Genomic DNA, 17,485 nt, shown 5'->3' with positions numbered 1-17,485 from the left:
GTACTGCTTCTCGGTGCTACTTCGCCTCTACGGCGTGGCCGCCGAACTGGTTGCGCAGCGCGGCGATCATCTTCATCTGCGGCGAGTCGTCCTGCCGGGAGGCGAACCGCGCGAACAGCGAGGCGGTGATCGCGGGCAGCGGCACCGCGTTGTCTATGGCGGCCTCCACAGTCCACCGGCCCTCGCCGGAGTCCTGTGCAAAACCCTTCAGCCTGTCCAGGTGCTCGTCCTCGTCGAGGGCGTTCACCGCGAGGTCGAGCAGCCAGGAACGGATGACCGTCCCTTCCTGCCAGGAGCGGAAGACCTCGCGCACATCCGTGACGGAGTCGACCTTCTCCAGGAGCTCCCAGCCCTCAGCGTAGGCCTGCATCATCGCGTACTCGATGCCGTTGTGGACCATCTTCGCGAAGTGGCCCGCGCCGACCTTGCCGGCGTGCACCGAACCGAAGTCGCCCTCGGGCTTGAGCCCGTCGAAGACCGGCCGGACCTTCTCGACGTGCTCGGCGGCGCCGCCGTACATCAGCGCGTAGCCGTTCTCCAGGCCCCAGACGCCGCCGGAGACCCCGCAGTCGACGAAGCCGATGCCCTTGGCGGCCAGCTCCTCCGCGTGCCTCTCGTCGTCCGTCCAGCGGGAGTTGCCGCCGTCGACGACCACGTCACCGGGCTCCAGCAGCTCGGCCAGCTCGTCGATCGTGGACTGGGTCGGCGCCCCGGCCGGGACCATCACCCACACCACGCGCGGCCCGCTGAGCTTGCCCACAAGCTCTTCCAGGCTGTGGACATCGGCGAGGTCCGGGTTGCGGTCGTATCCGACGACGGTGTGGCCCGCGCGGCGGATCCGCTCGCGCATGTTGCCGCCCATCTTGCCGAGGCCGACGAGACCGAGCTCCATCAGTTGGTTCCTTAGGTTGCGGTGTGGCAGGAGAGGCACGTGCGTGCCCGCGTCCGAGCCTAATCCCGGCCCTTTGCGCACAGTTGTGGGCATAGCCGCTCACCTGGGGAAACCCACCCCGCGACGGTGCCGGATACCCACAGGGGGCGGCCGGCACCGTGCACAGCTGTGGACAACTCAGCCGCTGAGGCGCACCGGCATGATCAGGTACTTGTAGGCCTCGTCCGCCTCCGCGTCCAGCGCCGGCTTGCCGCTGAGCAGCGCCGGCTTGGTGGACGTCGTGAACGACAGCTGGGCGACCGGCGAGTCGATCGCGCTCAGGCCGTCGAGCAGGAAGGTCGGGTTGAAGGCGATCGAGATGTCGTCGCCCTCCAGCTGCGCGTCGACCCTTTCCACAGCCTGTGCGTCGTCGCTGGAACCGGCCTCCAGGATCAGCACTCCCTGCTCGAAGCTGAGCCGCACCGGCGTGTTCCGCTCGGCGACCAGGGCGACGCGCTTGACGGCCTCCACGAAGGGGGCGGTCTCGATCACGGCGACGGAGTTGAACTCGGTCGGGAACAGCGTGCGGTACTTCGGCAGGTCGCCTTCGAGCAGCCGCGTGGTGGTACGGCGGCCGGCACCCTCGAAACCGATGAGCCCCTCGCCCGCGCCCGAGCCGGAGAGCGCCAGGATGACGCTGTCGCCGCTCGTGAGCGCCTTGGCGGTGTCCAGGAGCGTCTTGGCGGGCACCAGGGCGACCGCGGAGGCCTCCGGGTTCTCCGGCTTCCACAGGAACTCGCGGACCGCGAAGCGGTAGCGGTCGGTGGAGGCGAGGGTGACCGTGTCGCCCTCGATCTCGATCCGCACACCGGTGAGCACCGGGAGGGTGTCGTCACGGCCGGCGGCGATGGCCACCTGGGAGACGGCGGAGGCGAAGACCTCGCCGGGGACCGTGCCCGTCGCGTTCGGCATCTGCGGCAGGGAGGGGTACTCCTCCACAGGCAGGGTGTGCAGCGTGAACCGGGAGGATCCACAGATCACCGTCGCCCGTACACCGTCTGTGGAAATCTCCACCGGCCGGTTGGGGAGCGCCCGGCAGATGTCGGCGAGCAGCCGGCCGGAGACCAGGACCGTGCCCTCTTCCTCGACCTCGGTCTCGACGCTCACCCGCGCGGAGACCTCGTAGTCGAAGCTGGACAGGCTCAGCTGGCCGTCCTCGGCCTTCAGGAGCAGGCCGGCGAGGACCGGCGCCGGCGGACGGGCCGGGAGGCTGCGTGCCGCCCAGGCCACTGCCTCCGCGAGTACGTCGCGTTCCACCCGGATCTTCACCGTAAGCCCGCCTCCTGCTGTTGCCGGGGCTTCTCGCCCTGCTGCGTCTTCGTCGTCTGTCCCGGTGTCGTCGGCCCCGGGGAGGGGAAGAACACCGGGGACCAGTCTGACGCACCGCACTGACAGCTGGTGCCTCTCGGGGTCAAGTCGTGACGAGGCGCGGTCAGAGGCCGGAGAGCGAGTTGTGCACAGGGCCCTCTTCGAAACGGATTCCCAGCTCTCTCTAGTTGTCAGTAGTAGTAGGGGCTGTGGATACCGTGGATAACCTCGTTTGCCCAGCTCAGGGGCGAGATTTTGTCCACCGCCCCTGTGGGTGGAGCCGGTGGACAACTGGGCGTCTCTGTGGAGAACAGAAAGTTCTGCACACACCGTGCACAGCCCGAGGGCAGTTCTCCCCAACGCCGTCCCCAGCTTTACCCACCTTTCCCACAGCCCAACCCGGCACCTTCGTGTGACGCCTTTCACTCGACTCGGTGAGGAGGCGCGTCGCGTTGCCGAACAGTGGACAGCGGTGTGGAGAAGCTGGGGATCGCTGGGGACAACCGCCCCTCAGCCTGTGGGGTACCGGTGGACAACTTCGTCCACAGTCTGTGGATCCCGTCTTCGTCCACAGACTGTGGAGATCCGTCGTCCACGATTCCACAGCCACCTGAGCTGCCCTGATGCCGTTTCAACCCCCAGCCTGTGGACGACGCTCGGGACAACTTCACAGTCCCCAGGGTGTGGACGCAAGAAAGTCGGCAAATCTGTGGAGGACGCCCGTAACCGGGCCGGTAATCGAACAGCGGACCTTGTTTGAACGCCCCCTGGGGGCGCGGGGAACTGCGCGACCAGCCCCCATGGACCGGCACCAGACCCCCTCCGAACCACCCCAGGACGCCAGAAGGGCGCCCCCGGATCTCTCCCAAGGGCGCCCTGAACGCCGTAGAACGTCGGACGGACCGCTACCCGTTCTTGATGCGGTTGGTCAGCTCGGTGACCTGGTTGTAGATCGACCGCCGCTCCGCCATCAACGCCCGGATCTTCCGGTCGGCGTGCATCACGGTCGTATGGTCCCGGTTCCCGAACTGCGCCCCGATCTTCGGCAGCGACAGATCCGTCAGCTCCCGGCACAGGTACATCGCGATCTGCCGCGCCGTGACCAGCTGCCGCCCGCGCGAGCTCCCGCACAGGTCCTCGACGGTGAGCCCGAAGTAGTCCGCGGTCGCCGCCATGATCGCCGTGGCACTGATCTCCGGCGTGGAGTCCTGTCCCCCGGGGATCAGATCCTTCAGCACGATCTCGGTCAGCCCGAGATCGACCGGCTGCCGGTTGAGCGACGCGAACGCCGTCACCCGGATCAGCGCGCCCTCCAGCTCACGGATGTTGCGCGAGATGCGGGAGGCGATGAACTCCAGCACCTCCGGCGGCGCGTTCAGCTGCTCCTGCACCGCCTTCTTGCGGAGGATCGCGATCCGCGTCTCCAGTTCCGGCGGCTGGACGTCGGTGATCAGACCCCACTCGAACCGGTTCCGCAGCCGGTCCTCCAGCGTGACCAGCTGCTTGGGCGGCCGGTCGCTGGAGAGCACGATCTGCTTGTTCGCGTTGTGGAGCGTGTTGAAGGTGTGGAAGAACTCCTCCTGCGTCGACTCCTTGTCCGCGAGGAACTGGATGTCGTCGACGAGCAGGATGTCCATCTCGCGGTAGCGCTTGCGGAAGCTGTCGCCCTTGCCGTCGCGGATGGAGTTGATGAACTCGTTGGTGAACTCCTCCGAGCTCACGTACCGCACCCGCGTGCCCGGGTAGAGGCTCCGCGCGTAGTGCCCGATCGCGTGCAGCAGGTGCGTCTTGCCGAGTCCCGACTCCCCGTAGATGAAGAGGGGGTTGTACGCCTTGGCGGGCGCCTCGGCGACGGCGACCGCGGCCGCGTGCGCGAAGCGGTTGGACGCGCCGATGACGAACGTGTCGAAGAGGTACTTGGGGTTCAGGCGGGCGGTCGGCTCACCGGGGCCGCCGGACGGCGCGGGCTTCGCGCCCAGCGGCCCGGGGCCGCCGGCGCTCGGCATGTTCGGCAGGTCCGGCCGTCCCGGACCGCCCCGGTGTCCCTGGCCCGGCCCGCCCGGGGACTCGGACAGCTCACGGCGCCCGGAGTCCCGGTCGTAGTCGGACCGGTCGTGGGGAGCAGGCCGGTCGTGCGTGGGCCGCTCGTAGTCGGAGCGGTCGTAGTCGGGCCGGTCGTAGTCGGGCCGGTCGTAGTCGGGGCGCGGCGGTTCGTACTCCGCGCGCTGCTGCTCGTACGACGGCCGGTCCAGCGGCTGCTGCGGGCGGTACTCCTGGGCGTACGAGTCCCCGTAACCGTCCGAGCGGTACGCGTCCTGGGACGGCGAGGCGTAGGGATCGCGCTCCGGGAAACCCAGCCGCGGCTGCTGCCAGCTGTACTCGTCCTGTCCGGGGCGCGGCCAGGCACCGGGCTCGGGGCGCTGGTACTCGGAGGGGTAGGCGGGGCGGGCCGTGGGCAGCTGGTCGCGGCCGCCCTGGTCCGGCAGCTGCTCGGCGCGGTGCCGGCCGTACCCTCCGTCGTACGGCGAGGACGGGTGCTCGGGCTCGTCGTAACGCTGCTTCTGTACGGGGGGCGCCGGCGGGGCCGGGGGCTCACCCGCGGACTCGTCCACGGTGATCGCGATCCGGATCGGGCGCCCGCACTCGCGGCTCAGGGTCTCGCTGACGATCGGTGCGAGACGGCCCTCCAGTACGTTCTTCGCGAATTCGTTCGGTACGGCGAGGAGAGCGGTGTCCGCGACCAGCGCGAGCGGCTGGCAGCGCCTGATCCAGTGTTCGTCCTTCGCCTCCACACCCTGACCGCGGCCCTCACCGAGGAGCTGCTCCAGTACTCGTGGCCACACTGCGGCAAGATCGGCAGGTACGTCAGCCACAGGGCACGCTCTCTCACAGGTCCCACGAACGTGTGGTTCGAGGACGGGTCGGGATGAAAATCAGGTCGGGCGGGGATAAAGGAACGAATCGGAGTTCAGCCACGGTAGTCAGCGTGGCGGCTGCGGTTCAAGTTGTTGTCCCCAGCCTGTGGATAGTGTCTCTCGGTCACTGCTGGTTTGACCGAATGGCGTAGCCCCGCGTACCGTAACCAGGTCGAGTTGTCGATGGCTGCTGCCGCCTGCCTCCGATGGGCACAGATCGCTGAAGGTGATCGGGAAGCGGTGCACTCGGGCGTGATGCGAGCTACTCGTGGGCGCACGGTGACAGCCAGGACGGCACCCGCCACCACCGATTTGATTTCTGGAGCCCCCGAGTGAGCAAGCGCACCTTCCAGCCGAACAACCGTCGTCGCGCGAAGACCCACGGCTTCCGTCTGCGGATGCGTACCCGTGCCGGCCGCGCGATTCTCGCGAACCGTCGTGCCAAGGGTCGCGCCAGCCTGTCCGCCTGATCCCGATCAGGTCATGACGTCGTGCTGCCCACCGAGAACCGGCTGAGGCGGCGCGAGGACTTCGCGACCGCGGTACGACGAGGGCGCCGGGCAGGCCGCCCGTCCCTCGTCGTCCACCTTCGAAGCGGTGCCACGGACCCGCACGCGCCTGGGGAGAGCGCTCCCCCGACGCGTGCGGGTTTCGTCGTGAGCAAGGCCGTGGGTGGTGCGGTTGTGCGCAACACAGTGAAGCGCAGACTGCGTCATCTGATGCGTGAGCGAGTCACCCTGTTTCCCCCCGGTAGCCTGGTAGTCGTACGAGCGCTGCCCGGAGCGGGCGACGCCGACCATGCACAGCTGGCCCGAGACCTGGATGCCGCCATCGAGCGGCTGCTGGGAGGGGGCGCGCGATGAAGTACCCGCTGCTGGCTCTGATCAAGCTCTACCAGTGGACGATCAGTCCGCTGCTGGGGCCGGTATGCAAGTACTACCCGTCGTGCTCCCACTACGGCTACACGGCCATCGACCGGCACGGTGCGATCAAGGGCACGGCACTCACGGCCTGGCGCATCCTGCGGTGCAATCCGTGGTCGCTCGGCGGTGTGGACCATGTTCCGCCGCGCAAGCGCCCGCGGTGGCACGAAATGCTGCGTGACGCCTGGCGTGCACGCAGGGGCGGGCCCTCCGCCGCCGAACCGGCCACCGAGGAGAAGGCTCCTTCCGAGCTTCCTTCGAGCCCGGCCGCAGAGACTTCGTCCCATGCCCAAGGAGCATGATTAGTGGACACGATTGCCAGCCTTTTCAGCTTCATCACGACACCCGTCTCATGGGTCATCGTCCAGTTCCACTCCGTGTACGGGAAGATCTTCGGTCCCGACACGGGCTGGGCCTGGGGCTTGTCCATCGTGTCCCTGGTGATCCTGATCCGCATCTGCCTGATCCCGCTCTTCGTGAAGCAGATCAAGGCGACCCGGGCCATGCAGACGCTCCAGCCCGAGATGAAGAAGATCCAGGAGCGCTACAAGAACGACAAGCAGCGTCAGTCCGAAGAGATGATGAAGCTGTACAAGGAGTCGGGTACCAACCCGCTCTCCTCGTGCCTTCCCATCCTGGCGCAGTCCCCGTTCTTCTTCGCCCTGTACCACGTGCTCAACGGCATCGCGACGGGCTCGACGATCGGCGTCATCAACGAGTCGCTGCTCGCCAGCGCCCGTAAGGCCCACATCTTCGGGGCCCCGCTCGCCGCGAAGTTCACGGACGGCTCCGCGAAGGTGGAGGCCCTCGGTGCCTCCCTCACGGACGTCCGGGTCGTCACCGCGGTCATGATCGTCCTGATGTCGGCGTCGCAGTTCTACACGCAGCGCCAGCTGATGACGAAGAACGTCGACACCACGGTGAAGACGCCGTTCATGCAGCAGCAGAAGATGCTGATGTACGTCTTCCCGGTCATGTTCGCCGTCTTCGGCATCAACTTCCCGGTCGGTGTCCTCGTCTACTGGCTGACCACCAACGTGTGGACCATGGGCCAGCAGATGTACGTCATCCGCAACAACCCGACCCCGGGTTCCAAGGCCCAGGCCGCCTACCTGGAGCGCCTCACCAAGCACGTCACGCACCACGGCAAGACCCGTCGGCGCAGCGAGAAGACCATCGTCAAGGCGATCGTCGCCAAGGGCCGGGACCGCAACGAGTTCGAGCGCTCGTTCGTCAACGCGCTGACCAAGGCGGGCCTCGTGGCCCAGGCCGACGGCACCGTGGTGAAGGGCGAGGCCCAGGCCGTCGCGCAGACCGAGGACGGCGTCACGGCCACCGGCGCCGCCAAGCGCCAGCAGCCCAAGCGTCAGACCAAGGCCCAGCGGCAGTCCGGCGCGGCGAAGGTGGCCGGCGACACCGCATCGGATTCCCCGGACTCGTCGGGTTCGGAGGGCAAGACGACCTCGCTGGAGAAGTCCGACGAGCCGCAGGATGCCAAGCCGGCCACCCAGCAGGCCCCGAAGGGCGGCTCCAACGGCCGCAGCAGGGCCCAGTCCGGTCAGCGCAAGGGCGGTCCGCAGCGCCCCAAGTCCCCGTCCAAGAAGTAAGAAGGAGCCCATCCCGTGACGGAAGGCACCACCTCCGCCGCTGCCGAGGGTGCAGACACCCTGACCCGCCTGGAGCAGGAGGGCGAGATCGCGGCGGACTATCTCGAAGGTCTGCTGGACATCGCCGACCTCGACGGTGACATCGACATGGATGTCGAGGCCGACCGTGCCTCCGTGTCGATCATCAGCGACTCGGGTGGCCGTGACCTGCAGAAGCTGGTCGGCCGCGACGGCGAGGTGCTGGAGGCGCTCCAGGAGCTGACCCGCCTGGCCGTGCACCGAGAGACCGGTGACCGCAGCCGGCTGATGCTCGACATCGCGGGCTACCGCGCCAAGAAGCGCGCCGAGCTCTCCGAGCTGGGCGCCAAGGCCGCCGCCGAGGTGAAGAGCACCGGCGAGCCCGTGAAGCTCAAGCCGATGACCCCGTTCGAGCGCAAGGTCGTGCACGACGCGGTCAAGTCCGCCGGGCTGCGCAGCGAGTCGGAGGGCGAGGAGCCGCAGCGGTTCGTCGTCGTGCTGCCCGCCTGAGCGGTCCCCCCGTTTCACCGGCCCCGTCTGTTGAGCAGGCGGGGCCGAACTTTGTCAGCCTGGTAGTTCTGGTGGCCGGTGCGCGGAGCGCCGGCGCGGTACGGAAGGACGGTCCCCGTGACGGAGGCTGCGGAGCTCCCCCCGGCGCCCGAACAGGCGCGGGAAGTGTTCGGCGAGCGCTTCGCCGATGCGGTCCGCTACGCGGAGCTGCTCGCCGAGGCAGGCGTGCAGCGTGGTCTGATCGGCCCACGGGAAGTGCCCCGCCTGTGGGAGCGGCACCTGCTGAACTGCGCGGTGCTCTCTGAGGCCGTCCCCGAAGGGGTGACGGTGTGCGACGTGGGTTCCGGAGCCGGCCTGCCGGGCATTCCGCTCGCGCTGGTCCGGGAGGACCTCAACATCACCCTGCTGGAGCCACTGCTACGGCGCACCAACTTCCTGACCGAGGTCGTCGAGCTGCTCGGCCTGGACCATGTGACCGTGGTGCGTGGCCGCGCCGAGGAGGTCATGGGCAAGCTGCCTCCGGTGCATGTGGTGACCGCCCGCGCCGTGGCCCCGCTGGACCGGCTGGCCACGTGGGGCATTCCGCTGCTGCGCCCCTACGGCGAGATGCTCGCCCTCAAGGGGGACACGGCGGAGGAGGAGCTGAAGGCCGCGGCCACCGCGCTGGCCAAGCTCGGCGCGGTGTCGACCTCCATCCTGCATGTGGGTGAGGGCGTGGTGGATCCGCTGTCGACCGTCGTCCGTGTGGAGGTCGGGGAGAGCCCGGGCGGCGTGCGCTTCGCGGCCAAGCGAGCGAAGGCGGCCCGTACGGGGAGGGCGCGTAGGCGCCGCTGATCCGTCCTGACGACCAGACGTACTCCACACAAGCTGCCAAACCTACGCATGACGGAGTGTCGCGGCTTTTCGGTACTGCGCGCTGTGCATCGTGTTTCACGTGAAACGTCGCTCACTGCTACACGGCATTATCGGCCGGGGCCGCGCCGCGGCCGAACCGCGCGACCGAAAGCCCCTCGGATCCCTCAGAGAGGGGGCCTCTGGTGACGCTCCGTCCTCCCTGCGGGGCGCGGAGTTGTCCACAGAGGTGGATTTCTCCACAGAACACCAGGCCTCACTGGTTCACGACCCCGAAGGCATGGGAGGCTCTGTTCATTGCGAGCCTGAAGTCGAGGAGAGTGAATCCTTGCGGTCCGACGCCAACATCGCGGGACCGATGACCGATCCGGTCCCCGGTCCCCGTACCGAATCGATGGGGGCGGATGTTTCACGTGAAACACCGCCTCCGATGGACGACACTCCCATCGGTCGTGCTGCCCAACTCGCGGTGGAGGCTCTGGGCCGCGCCGGCGAAGGACTGCCACGTCCGGAGCAGACCAGAGTCATCGTGGTCGCCAACCAGAAGGGCGGCGTGGGCAAGACGACGACCACCGTCAACCTTGCCGCGTCCCTGGCCCTGCACGGTGGTCGCGTTCTGGTGATCGACCTCGACCCGCAGGGCAATGCGTCCACTGCGCTGGGGATCGACCATCACGCCGAAGTTCCGTCCATCTACGACGTGTTGGTCGAGAGCAAGCCTCTGGCAGAGGTTGTCCAGCCGGTGGTGGACGTCGAAGGTCTCTTCTGTGCCCCCGCCACGATCGATCTCGCCGGTGCGGAGATCGAGCTGGTGTCCCTGGTGGCGCGGGAGAGCCGGCTGCAGCGGGCGATCCAGGCGTACGAGCAGCCGCTGGACTACATCCTCATCGACTGCCCACCCTCGCTCGGCCTGCTGACGGTCAACGCGCTCGTCGCGGGCGCCGAGGTGCTCATCCCGATCCAGTGCGAGTACTACGCGCTGGAGGGCCTGGGCCAGCTGCTGCGCAACGTCGACCTGGTCCGGGGGCACCTCAACCCCAACCTGCACGTGTCGACCATCCTGCTCACCATGTACGACGGCCGGACGCGCCTTGCCTCTCAGGTCGCGGACGAGGTGCGCAGCCATTTCGGCGACGAGGTGCTGCGGACGAGCATTCCCCGCTCGGTCCGTATCTCCGAGGCGCCGAGCTACGGGCAGACGGTACTGACCTACGATCCTGGATCGAGCGGTGCCCTCTCGTACCTTGAGGCGGCCCGAGAAATCGCGCTGAAGGGCATCGGGATCAGCTACGACCCGACGCAGGCCCATATCGGCGCTCAGACCAACCCGAGCATGGTGGAGGGGATCCAGTGAGCGAGCGACGGAGGGGGCTGGGTCGTGGTCTCGGTGCACTGATCCCAGCTGCCCCGACCGAGAAGACCCCGGCCCAGACGGCCGTGGGGGGAACGGTAGTTCCGTCCCCCGCCGCGGCTCCGGTGCTGACGACCGACCGTGGCGTCGCCGCGGCCAAGGTGACGACGCTGCCGGCTGTTTCACATGAAACCGAGGAGCCCTCGGTGTTCGGGGCCGGAGGAGCCGCGGAGACGCCCGCCCCTCCGATGGGCGCCCACTTCGCGGAGATCCCCCTCGACGACATCGCGCCGAACCCGCGTCAGCCACGTGAGGTCTTCGACGAGGACGCTCTGCAGGAACTGGTCACCTCCATCCAGGAAGTGGGCCTCCTCCAGCCCGTCGTCGTACGGCAGCTGGGTCCCTCCCGCTATGAGCTCATCATGGGCGAGCGGCGCTGGCGGGCCTGCCGTGAGGCCGGCCTGGAGGCGATCCCGGCGATCGTCCGGGCGACGGACGACGAGAAGCTCCTTCTGGACGCGCTGCTGGAGAACCTCCACCGTGCCCAGCTGAACCCGCTGGAAGAGGCCGCCGCCTACGACCAGCTGTTGAAGGACTTCAACTGCACGCACGACCAGCTGGCCGACCGCATCGGTCGCTCCCGCCCGCAGGTCTCCAACACCCTGCGGCTGCTGAAGCTCTCCCCGGCCGTCCAGCGCCGGGTGGCCGCCGGAGTTCTGTCGGCCGGGCACGCGCGGGCGCTGCTCTCCGTCGACGACTCGGAGGAGCAGGACCGGCTGGCCCACCGGATCGTCGCCGAGGGACTGTCGGTACGGGCCGTCGAGGAGATCGTGACCCTCATGGGCTCGCGGCCCCAGACGACGACACGTGCCAAGGGACCGCGGGCCGGCGCCCGGGTCTCCCCAGCGCTGAGTGACCTCGCGACCCGGCTCTCGGACCGCTTCGAGACGCGGGTGAAGGTCGACCTGGGTCAGAAGAAGGGCAAGATCACTGTCGAGTTCGCCTCGATGGAAGACCTTGAGCGGATCCTCGGCACCCTTGCACCCGGCGAGGGACCGGTCCTCCACCAGGGCCTTCACGACGGTGACTCCTCGGCCTCCGAGGAGCTGGAGGACTGATCGTCCCGGCTGTTTGCCGCCTGGTCGGTGTTCTGTCGCCCAGAGAGTGGATCGTGTCCGGTGTGTACCGGAACACGGTCCGCTCTTTGCTTTCAGGCGGTATCGACGGAAACGCTGTGTGGATACGATGCGTTCGGTATGGCGCATCCACCTGGCAGCTGGCAGTACCTCTGAGAGAGGCGTGGGCCATGCGATCGATGAGCCGCACCGGACTGGTGAGCGCGGGTCTGGGACTGGGCGCGACCGTCGGATTCTTCGGCAGTCTGCTCAGGGAACGCAGCGCTCTGTCAGCCGCTCGCGACGCCGCGGGCGAAGGAAGCGAGGAACAGCCTTCATGGGGCGCCGGCTCGTACCGCTCACGCTGGACAACCTTGAGGACCTTCCCCAGCGCTGTCGCTCGTGTGTCTTCTGGGAACTGGACCCCGTCAGCAGCGAAGCAGCGGTGAGAGCGGGTACGGCCGCGCTGGAGAAGGAATCCTGGATCTCCGCCGTCCTGCTCGACTGGGGATCGTGCGGCCGAGTCGTCTATGTCGACGACGTACCGGTGGGCTTTGTGCTCTACGCTCCGCCCGCCTACGTCCCGCGGTCCACGGCGTTCCCCACGAGCCCGGTGTCACCGGACGCCGTCCAGCTCATGACCGGCTTCATCATGCCCGGCTATCAGGGGCAGGGGCTCGGACGTGTGATGGTGCAAACGGTCGCCAAGGATCTGCTGCGGCGGGGCTTCAAGGCGATCGAGGCGTTCGGGGACGCCCGCTACAAGGAATCCGCCTGTCTGCTCCCTGCCGAGCATCTGCTGGCGGTGGGCTTCAAGACGGTCCGGCAGCACCCCTCGCACCCCCGGCTGCGGCTGGAGCTGCGGACGACGCTCTCCTGGAAAGAGGACGTGGAGCTGGCGCTCGACCGGCTTCTGGGGGCTGTACAGAAGGAACCGGCGCTACGGCCGCTCTAAAGCGAATGGGCCAACCCCTGAGGGTTGGCCCATTCGTGTTTCACGTGAAACATCACTCGGCGATGAAGTCCTCGAGGTCGCGGACAAGCGCCGCCTTCGGCTTGGCGCCGACGATGGTCTTGGCGACCTCGCCACCCTGGTACACGTTCAGGGTCGGGATCGACATGACGCCGTACTTGGCGGCCGTGTTCGGGTTCTCGTCGATGTTCAGCTTGACGATCTCGATCTTCTCGCCGTGCTCGGCGGCAATCGCCTCGAGCGACGGGGCGATCTGGCGGCACGGACCGCACCACTCGGCCCAGAAGTCCACCAGGACGGGCTTGTCGCTCTTGAGGACGACCTCTTCGAAGTCGGCGTCGGTCACATGCTTCAGGGTGCCGGCCACGGCGGGCTCCTTTACTTGATGGTGCGGTGGGGCGGAAGGGGATGGTCAGACGGTGGTCTTCTCGGGCTCGGCCTTCTCCTCGTCCGCGAGGGCGGCGAGGAAACGCTCGGCGTCGAGAGCGGCGGAGCAGCCGGTACCGGCCGCAGTGATGGCCTGGCGGTAGGTGTGGTCGACCACGTCACCGGCGGCGAACACACCCGTCAGGTTGGTGTGCGTCGAGGGAGATGCCACCTTCAGGTAGCCCTCCTCGTCCAGGTCCAGCTGGCCCTTGAAGAGCTCGGTGCGCGGGTCGTGGCCGATCGCGATGAACAGACCGGTGACCGGCAGGTCGGAGAGCTCACCGGTCTTGACGTTGCGCAGCTTCAGACCGGCCAGCTTCTGCTCGCCCTGGACCTCGGCGATCTCGCTGTCCCAGGCGAACTTGATCTTCGGGTCGGCGAAGGCACGCTCCTGCATCGCCTTGGAGGCGCGCAGGGTGTCCCGGCGGTGGACGATCGTCACGGACTTGGCGAACCGGGAGAGGAAGGTGGCCTCCTCCATCGCGGTGTCGCCACCGCCGATCACGGCGATGTCCTGGTCCTTGAAGAAGAACCCGTCACAGGTGGCGCACCAGGAGACGCCGCGTCCGGAGAGGGCGTCCTCGTTCGGCAGACCGAGCTTGCGGTGCTGGGAGCCGGTGGTGACGATGACGGCCTTCGCCTTGTGGACCGTGCCGGCGGTGTCGGTGACGGTCTTGATCTCACCGGTCAGGTCGACGGAGACGACGTCGTCCGGAATCAGCTCGGCGCCGAAGCGCTCGGCCTGCGCCCGCATGTTGTCCATGAGCTCGGGGCCCATGATGCCGTCGCGGAAGCCCGGGAAGTTCTCCACCTCGGTGGTGTTCATGAGGGCACCGCCCGCGGTGACGGCCCCCTCGAACACCAGGGGCTTCAGCGACGCGCGCGCGGTGTAGAGCGCCGCCGTGTAGCCGGCGGGCCCGGAGCCGATGATGATCACGTTACGGACGTCGCTCACGGCTTGATTCCTCGTCTCTGGTCTACGTCAATTCGACCGGTGGGAGCTTCTGTCAGAAGCTCTCACCCCACCCAACGGATCCTAAGGGGCGCGCATTCCCGGTGTGTCCGGGCACACGGGCATCCCACACCGTACGGATTTCCACGCTGGGGCGAGACGATGCGTACCCCTTCTGAGGCTGTCCCCGGGGGACGCTCAGGGATGGGCCAGAGACTCCGTCAGGAGGACCTTGCCGGGGGAAGCCGACCCCTTGCTGTCACAGGACGCGTCGACGATGTATGCCGTCACCCGGGAGGTATCGGAGGAGTCGGGGAGCACGACGAGGTAGGCGTCATGGCCCTCGTAGGTCCCTTTTTTCGCGCCGAGGACAAGGTCGGTCTGGCTGATGCCCTGGCGCACGCACACAGGCACCTGTGTCGTGGGCTGCAGCTTGATCGTCGGGCTTGGCGTCGAGTTCGGTTGGCCGCTGGGCTGGGACTCGACGCTGAAGGGCTTCTGGGAGCCCCGCTGCGTGCTCGGCTTCGTGCCGAGGAGATCCTTCACCTGGCCTGGAAGGGTGCTCTTGGAGAAGGTTCCGGCGGAGTTCGTCGGCTTGCTCTGAGCCGTCGGGGTCCCGTCGCCGCCAAGAGACTGCAGGAAGAAGGAACCGGCGCCGAGAACGGCGGCGGTGAAGACCGTCCCGAGGACGACCGTGCGGCGGCGTCGGCCGCGGTTATGTCCGCGGTCCTTGCGGCCGGGACCGGCGGAGGCACTTGGCCGTCCGGCAGGGCGGTCCCCGGGGGGCGGCGTCTCGCGGGGAGATGTTTCACGTGAAACATGAGCCACAGGCGCCGTCGCGTTCAGCAGAGCCTCGGCGGCGAGGGCGGCGTCGATCCGGCCCGCGACATCGGCCGGCATGCGCGGGGGGCCCGGCAGTGTGCCCAGCAGACCCCGGATCTCCTCCAGCGAGGTGTGGACGTCGGTGCAGAGTCCGCACCCGTCCAGGTGCTGTCGTACTTCCTCCGTCCGGGCGGGTGGGAGCAGACCCTCGGTGAGGTCGGAGATCTCCGCGACGTCCGGGTGCTCGGTCGTGTCTGTCGTCGAAGTCACGCTCGACCACCTCCGCCCTTCACTGCGGCTGAATCACTCGGCCCGGTGTCCTGCGGGCCCCCGTCCTGATGCCCCGCTGCGGGTGGGACGGATGTCCCCTCCGCCCGGTTCCGTGCCTGGGCCGGGTCGTTTTCGTCACCGGTGTTTTCCGGCCGTAGATGGGTGATCAGCGGCAGGAGTCTGGCCCTGCCGCGAGCGCACCGGCTCTTCACCGTCCCGGTGGGCACATCGAGGATCCGGGCCGCCTCGGCGACCGGGTAGCCCTGCATGTCGACCAGGACGAGGGCGGCCCGCTGGTCGTGGGGCAGGGTGCCGAGGGCTTCCAGGAGCTGGCGGTGCAGATCGTTCCGCTCGGCCGGAGCGGAGGCCGATTCATGCGGCTCCAGCAGCTGCTCCAGCCGCTCGGTGTCGTCGACCGGGGCGGTCTTGCGGGAGGCCGCTTTGCGCGCGCGGTCGAGGCAGGCGTTGACCGTGATCCGGTGCAGCCACGTTGTGACGGCCGACTGGCCACGGAAGGTGTGGGCGGCCCTGTAGGCGGATACGAGGGCGTCCTGGACGGCGTCAGCGGCCTCCTCGCGGTCCCCCAGGGTCCGCAGGGCGACCGCCCAGAGCCGGTCCCGGTGCCGGCGCACGATCTCACCGAAGGCATCGGGGTCGCCTTCCACATGGCGGGCGAGTAGCTCCTGGTCGCTCGCTCCGCCGTATCCGGCGCCTTCCGCCATCTGCCCCCTCCGCCTTCGGTGCTGCCGGTGAGACGTCAGCCTGTGAACTTCACCTCGGTGACGGCCTGCTTGTAGCCGGCTTGTGCGTACGCGTCGGGATCCGCGCCCGAATTCGGCACGGCGGTGATCCACACGAGCACGAACTGGCTCTTCACCTTCTTGCTGACCTTCACCGTGGCGGTGTTCCCGGTGGTGGTGACGCTGCCGATCTGCGTCATCGAGCTGATCGATCCCGGGCTCAGCGAGTCGGCGGCGTACAGCGCGACCGTTGTGTGATCGCCAGAGTAGCGAAGGGAGATGGTTCCCGTGGCGAGTTCCTTGGCGGACCCCAGGTCGTAGACGATTCCCACGCCCGGCTTGTACGGAGCGAGCTCCGGTCCGCTCACGAAGGTGTTCGTCCTCCAGTAGGTCGAGGTGCTGCCGTCGTACGTCTTCTTGACGTCGTTCGGATGCTGGGCCTCGCCCTCGGCGACGTACTCCTGGGCGTTCTGGATCTTTATCGTGGCGGCGGGCGCGGGGCTGGCGGTGTTCTTGTCGCCGTCGTCCGTCGTCTGGGTGTTGGTGGTGTCGCCGCCGGACTTGTCGCTCTGGTCCATCAGGGCGTCCGCGAGCTGCCAGCTGCCCAGGCCCAGGGCGGCGATGAGGAGGGCCGAGACGGCCCACTTCAGCGCCTTGCCGGTGCGGCTCTGGAGCGGTGGCGGCGGGGCCTGGAGCGGCTGTGTCACGCCGGGCGGCGTGGGACGGCCGTAGGTGCCCTGCTGGTACGTGGTGCGCTGGTACTCGGGCGGTGCCGTGAACGCCGGCTCCGGCGGACGGATGCGGGGCATCTCGCCGATCGCCTTGACCAGCTCCTCCGGCGTGGTGCACGCGGACTCGTGGCGGGAAGCGGTGGCGCCGTCGTTGACCAGAGCCCGCATGGCGAGCTCGGACAGGCCGCGGTGGACGCCGGCACGCACCTGGTCGGGTGCGATCAGACCGATGTCCTTGGGCAGCCCGGCCAGACCGTAGGCGTCGCTCTCGTAGGGCCAGCGCTGGGTCAGCGCCGCGTACAGCAGGGCGCCGATCGCCTCGGTGTCGGTGCGCTGCGGGGTGTCGGAACTGATACCGCGCAGCGCCGCGTTCACCGCGAGGCCGCGGATGCGCCACTGCCCCGTGGAGGTGCGCAGCACGGCGTTCGGGTTCAGGCGGAGATGGGCCAGCCCCTCGCGGTGCGCGGCCGCCATGGCGGAGGCGATCTGACTGACCATCTGGTAGGCGTCGTGCGGCTCCAGCGGTCCGGCGGCCAGCAGTGCGGTCAGCTCCGTGGCGTCCGGCAGCCACTCGTGGACGACATAGACGAGGTCGTTCTCCTCGACGGCGTCCAGGACCTGCACGAAGCGCGGGTCCCCGAGCAGCGCGGCGGAGCGGGCGGCGGCCAGCACCGCACGGGTCCGCGGATGGTCGGCCGGCAGGATGTGGACGCCGACGGCACGGCGAAGTTTCTCGTCGACCGCACGCCAACTGCTGAATCCGTCCAGACGGGTGACGCACTCCTCAAGACGGTAGCGTCTGGCGAGCTTGTGCCCGCTGTGCAGTTCAGGGGGTGCGGCCTGCTTCTCAGCACCCGCGGCCATGCCGTTTCCCTGTGCTTCGTCGCTGTCCGTGTCCCGCTCCGGGTTCTTGGCCACCCCGTCGGCCGTGGACTGGTCCGCCTTGGCGGTCAGCGGCTCGTCACCGCTGTTGTCTGCCACGTCGACGGCAGCCGTGCTCCGTTCCGCCACCGTCGTTCCTGCCTCCCCATCCGTTGCACG

At 68.4% G+C, this 17,485-nt stretch carries 17 protein-coding genes; 9 read left to right on the top strand and 8 right to left on the bottom strand.

The window, feature by feature from the left end; genetic code table 11:
• Nucleotides 1-16: 16 nt before the first annotated feature.
• From gnd to dnaA, 3 genes are all read right to left on the bottom strand, one after another.
• A complete protein-coding gene (gene gnd / locus ACZ4UV_RS25950) occupies nucleotides 17-892 on the bottom strand; it encodes a phosphogluconate dehydrogenase (NAD(+)-dependent, decarboxylating) (protein ID WP_467841013.1) in 876 nt (291 codons plus the stop codon).
• A gap of 177 nt (nucleotides 893-1,069) precedes the next feature.
• Complete coding sequence (gene dnaN / locus ACZ4UV_RS25945; protein WP_467841010.1) at nucleotides 1,070-2,200, bottom strand: DNA polymerase III subunit beta; 1,131 nt, start codon at nucleotides 2,198-2,200, stop codon at nucleotides 1,070-1,072.
• Nucleotides 2,201-3,144: 944 nt separating this feature from the next.
• A complete protein-coding gene (dnaA, locus tag ACZ4UV_RS25940) occupies nucleotides 3,145-5,112 on the bottom strand; it encodes a chromosomal replication initiator protein DnaA (RefSeq protein ID WP_451016192.1) in 1,968 nt (655 codons plus the stop codon).
• Between the two features lie 374 nt (nucleotides 5,113-5,486).
• Here dnaA and rpmH point away from each other — a divergent pair, with 374 nt between their 5' ends.
• From rpmH to ACZ4UV_RS25895, 9 genes are all read left to right on the top strand, one after another.
• Nucleotides 5,487-5,624, top strand: coding sequence for a 50S ribosomal protein L34 (gene rpmH / locus ACZ4UV_RS25935; protein ID WP_015659252.1), 138 nt, complete (start codon nucleotides 5,487-5,489; stop codon nucleotides 5,622-5,624).
• Between the two features lie 21 nt (nucleotides 5,625-5,645).
• The gene (gene rnpA, locus ACZ4UV_RS25930; protein WP_294011405.1) at nucleotides 5,646-6,017 is read left to right on the top strand and encodes a ribonuclease P protein component; all 372 of its coding nucleotides are present in this window, start codon (nucleotides 5,646-5,648) and stop codon (nucleotides 6,015-6,017) included.
• Nucleotides 6,014-6,379 carry a membrane protein insertion efficiency factor YidD gene (gene yidD / locus ACZ4UV_RS25925; protein WP_451016191.1) on the top strand — a complete coding sequence of 122 codons (366 nt, stop codon included), beginning with the start codon at nucleotides 6,014-6,016 and terminating at the stop codon, nucleotides 6,377-6,379. Before rnpA ends, yidD begins: the two co-directional genes overlap by 4 nt.
• A 3-nt stretch (nucleotides 6,380-6,382) precedes the next feature.
• A complete protein-coding gene (gene yidC, locus ACZ4UV_RS25920) occupies nucleotides 6,383-7,684 on the top strand; it encodes a membrane protein insertase YidC (RefSeq protein WP_451016190.1) in 1,302 nt (433 codons plus the stop codon).
• A 15-nt stretch (nucleotides 7,685-7,699) separates the two neighbouring features.
• Complete coding sequence (locus tag ACZ4UV_RS25915; RefSeq protein ID WP_294009301.1) at nucleotides 7,700-8,212, top strand: Jag family protein; 513 nt, start codon at nucleotides 7,700-7,702, stop codon at nucleotides 8,210-8,212.
• Between the two features lie 117 nt (nucleotides 8,213-8,329).
• Nucleotides 8,330-9,046 carry a 16S rRNA (guanine(527)-N(7))-methyltransferase RsmG gene (gene rsmG, locus ACZ4UV_RS25910; protein ID WP_390043908.1) on the top strand — a complete coding sequence of 239 codons (717 nt, stop codon included), beginning with the start codon at nucleotides 8,330-8,332 and terminating at the stop codon, nucleotides 9,044-9,046.
• A gap of 298 nt (nucleotides 9,047-9,344) precedes the next feature.
• Entirely contained in the window at nucleotides 9,345-10,418 is a 1,074-nt protein-coding gene (locus ACZ4UV_RS25905; protein ID WP_390043988.1) for a ParA family protein, read from the top strand.
• Nucleotides 10,415-11,533: a ParB/RepB/Spo0J family partition protein gene (locus ACZ4UV_RS25900; protein WP_451016189.1), complete on the top strand. Its 1,119-nt coding sequence runs from the start codon at nucleotides 10,415-10,417 to the stop codon at nucleotides 11,531-11,533. The genes ACZ4UV_RS25905 and ACZ4UV_RS25900 overlap by 4 nt, the downstream gene beginning before the upstream one ends.
• A gap of 334 nt (nucleotides 11,534-11,867) precedes the next feature.
• Nucleotides 11,868-12,485, top strand: coding sequence for a GNAT family N-acetyltransferase (locus ACZ4UV_RS25895; RefSeq protein WP_467841002.1), 618 nt, complete (start codon nucleotides 11,868-11,870; stop codon nucleotides 12,483-12,485).
• A 52-nt stretch (nucleotides 12,486-12,537) separates the two neighbouring features.
• On the opposite strand, the gene trxA is transcribed toward ACZ4UV_RS25895, so the two are convergent.
• From trxA to ACZ4UV_RS25870, 5 genes are all read right to left on the bottom strand, one after another.
• The gene (gene trxA, locus ACZ4UV_RS25890; protein ID WP_089100462.1) at nucleotides 12,538-12,870 is read right to left on the bottom strand and encodes a thioredoxin; all 333 of its coding nucleotides are present in this window, start codon (nucleotides 12,868-12,870) and stop codon (nucleotides 12,538-12,540) included.
• Between the two features lie 45 nt (nucleotides 12,871-12,915).
• Nucleotides 12,916-13,884 (bottom strand): thioredoxin-disulfide reductase, encoded by a 969-nt coding sequence (trxB, locus tag ACZ4UV_RS25885; protein WP_390043903.1) that lies wholly within the window; start codon nucleotides 13,882-13,884, stop codon nucleotides 12,916-12,918.
• 195 nt (nucleotides 13,885-14,079) lie between these two features.
• Entirely contained in the window at nucleotides 14,080-14,973 is an 894-nt protein-coding gene (locus ACZ4UV_RS25880; RefSeq protein WP_467840998.1) for an anti-sigma factor family protein, read from the bottom strand.
• Nucleotides 14,970-15,695, bottom strand: coding sequence for an RNA polymerase sigma factor SigM (gene sigM / locus ACZ4UV_RS25875; protein WP_451016187.1), 726 nt, complete (start codon nucleotides 15,693-15,695; stop codon nucleotides 14,970-14,972). The genes ACZ4UV_RS25880 and sigM overlap by 4 nt, the downstream gene beginning before the upstream one ends.
• A 35-nt stretch (nucleotides 15,696-15,730) precedes the next feature.
• Entirely contained in the window at nucleotides 15,731-17,455 is a 1,725-nt protein-coding gene (locus tag ACZ4UV_RS25870; protein WP_390043897.1) for a protein kinase family protein, read from the bottom strand.
• Nucleotides 17,456-17,485 lie beyond the last annotated feature (30 nt).

Source organism: Streptomyces sp. NPDC028289 (assembly GCF_055565975.1).
This window is presented reverse-complemented; position numbering and strand designations above follow the sequence as displayed.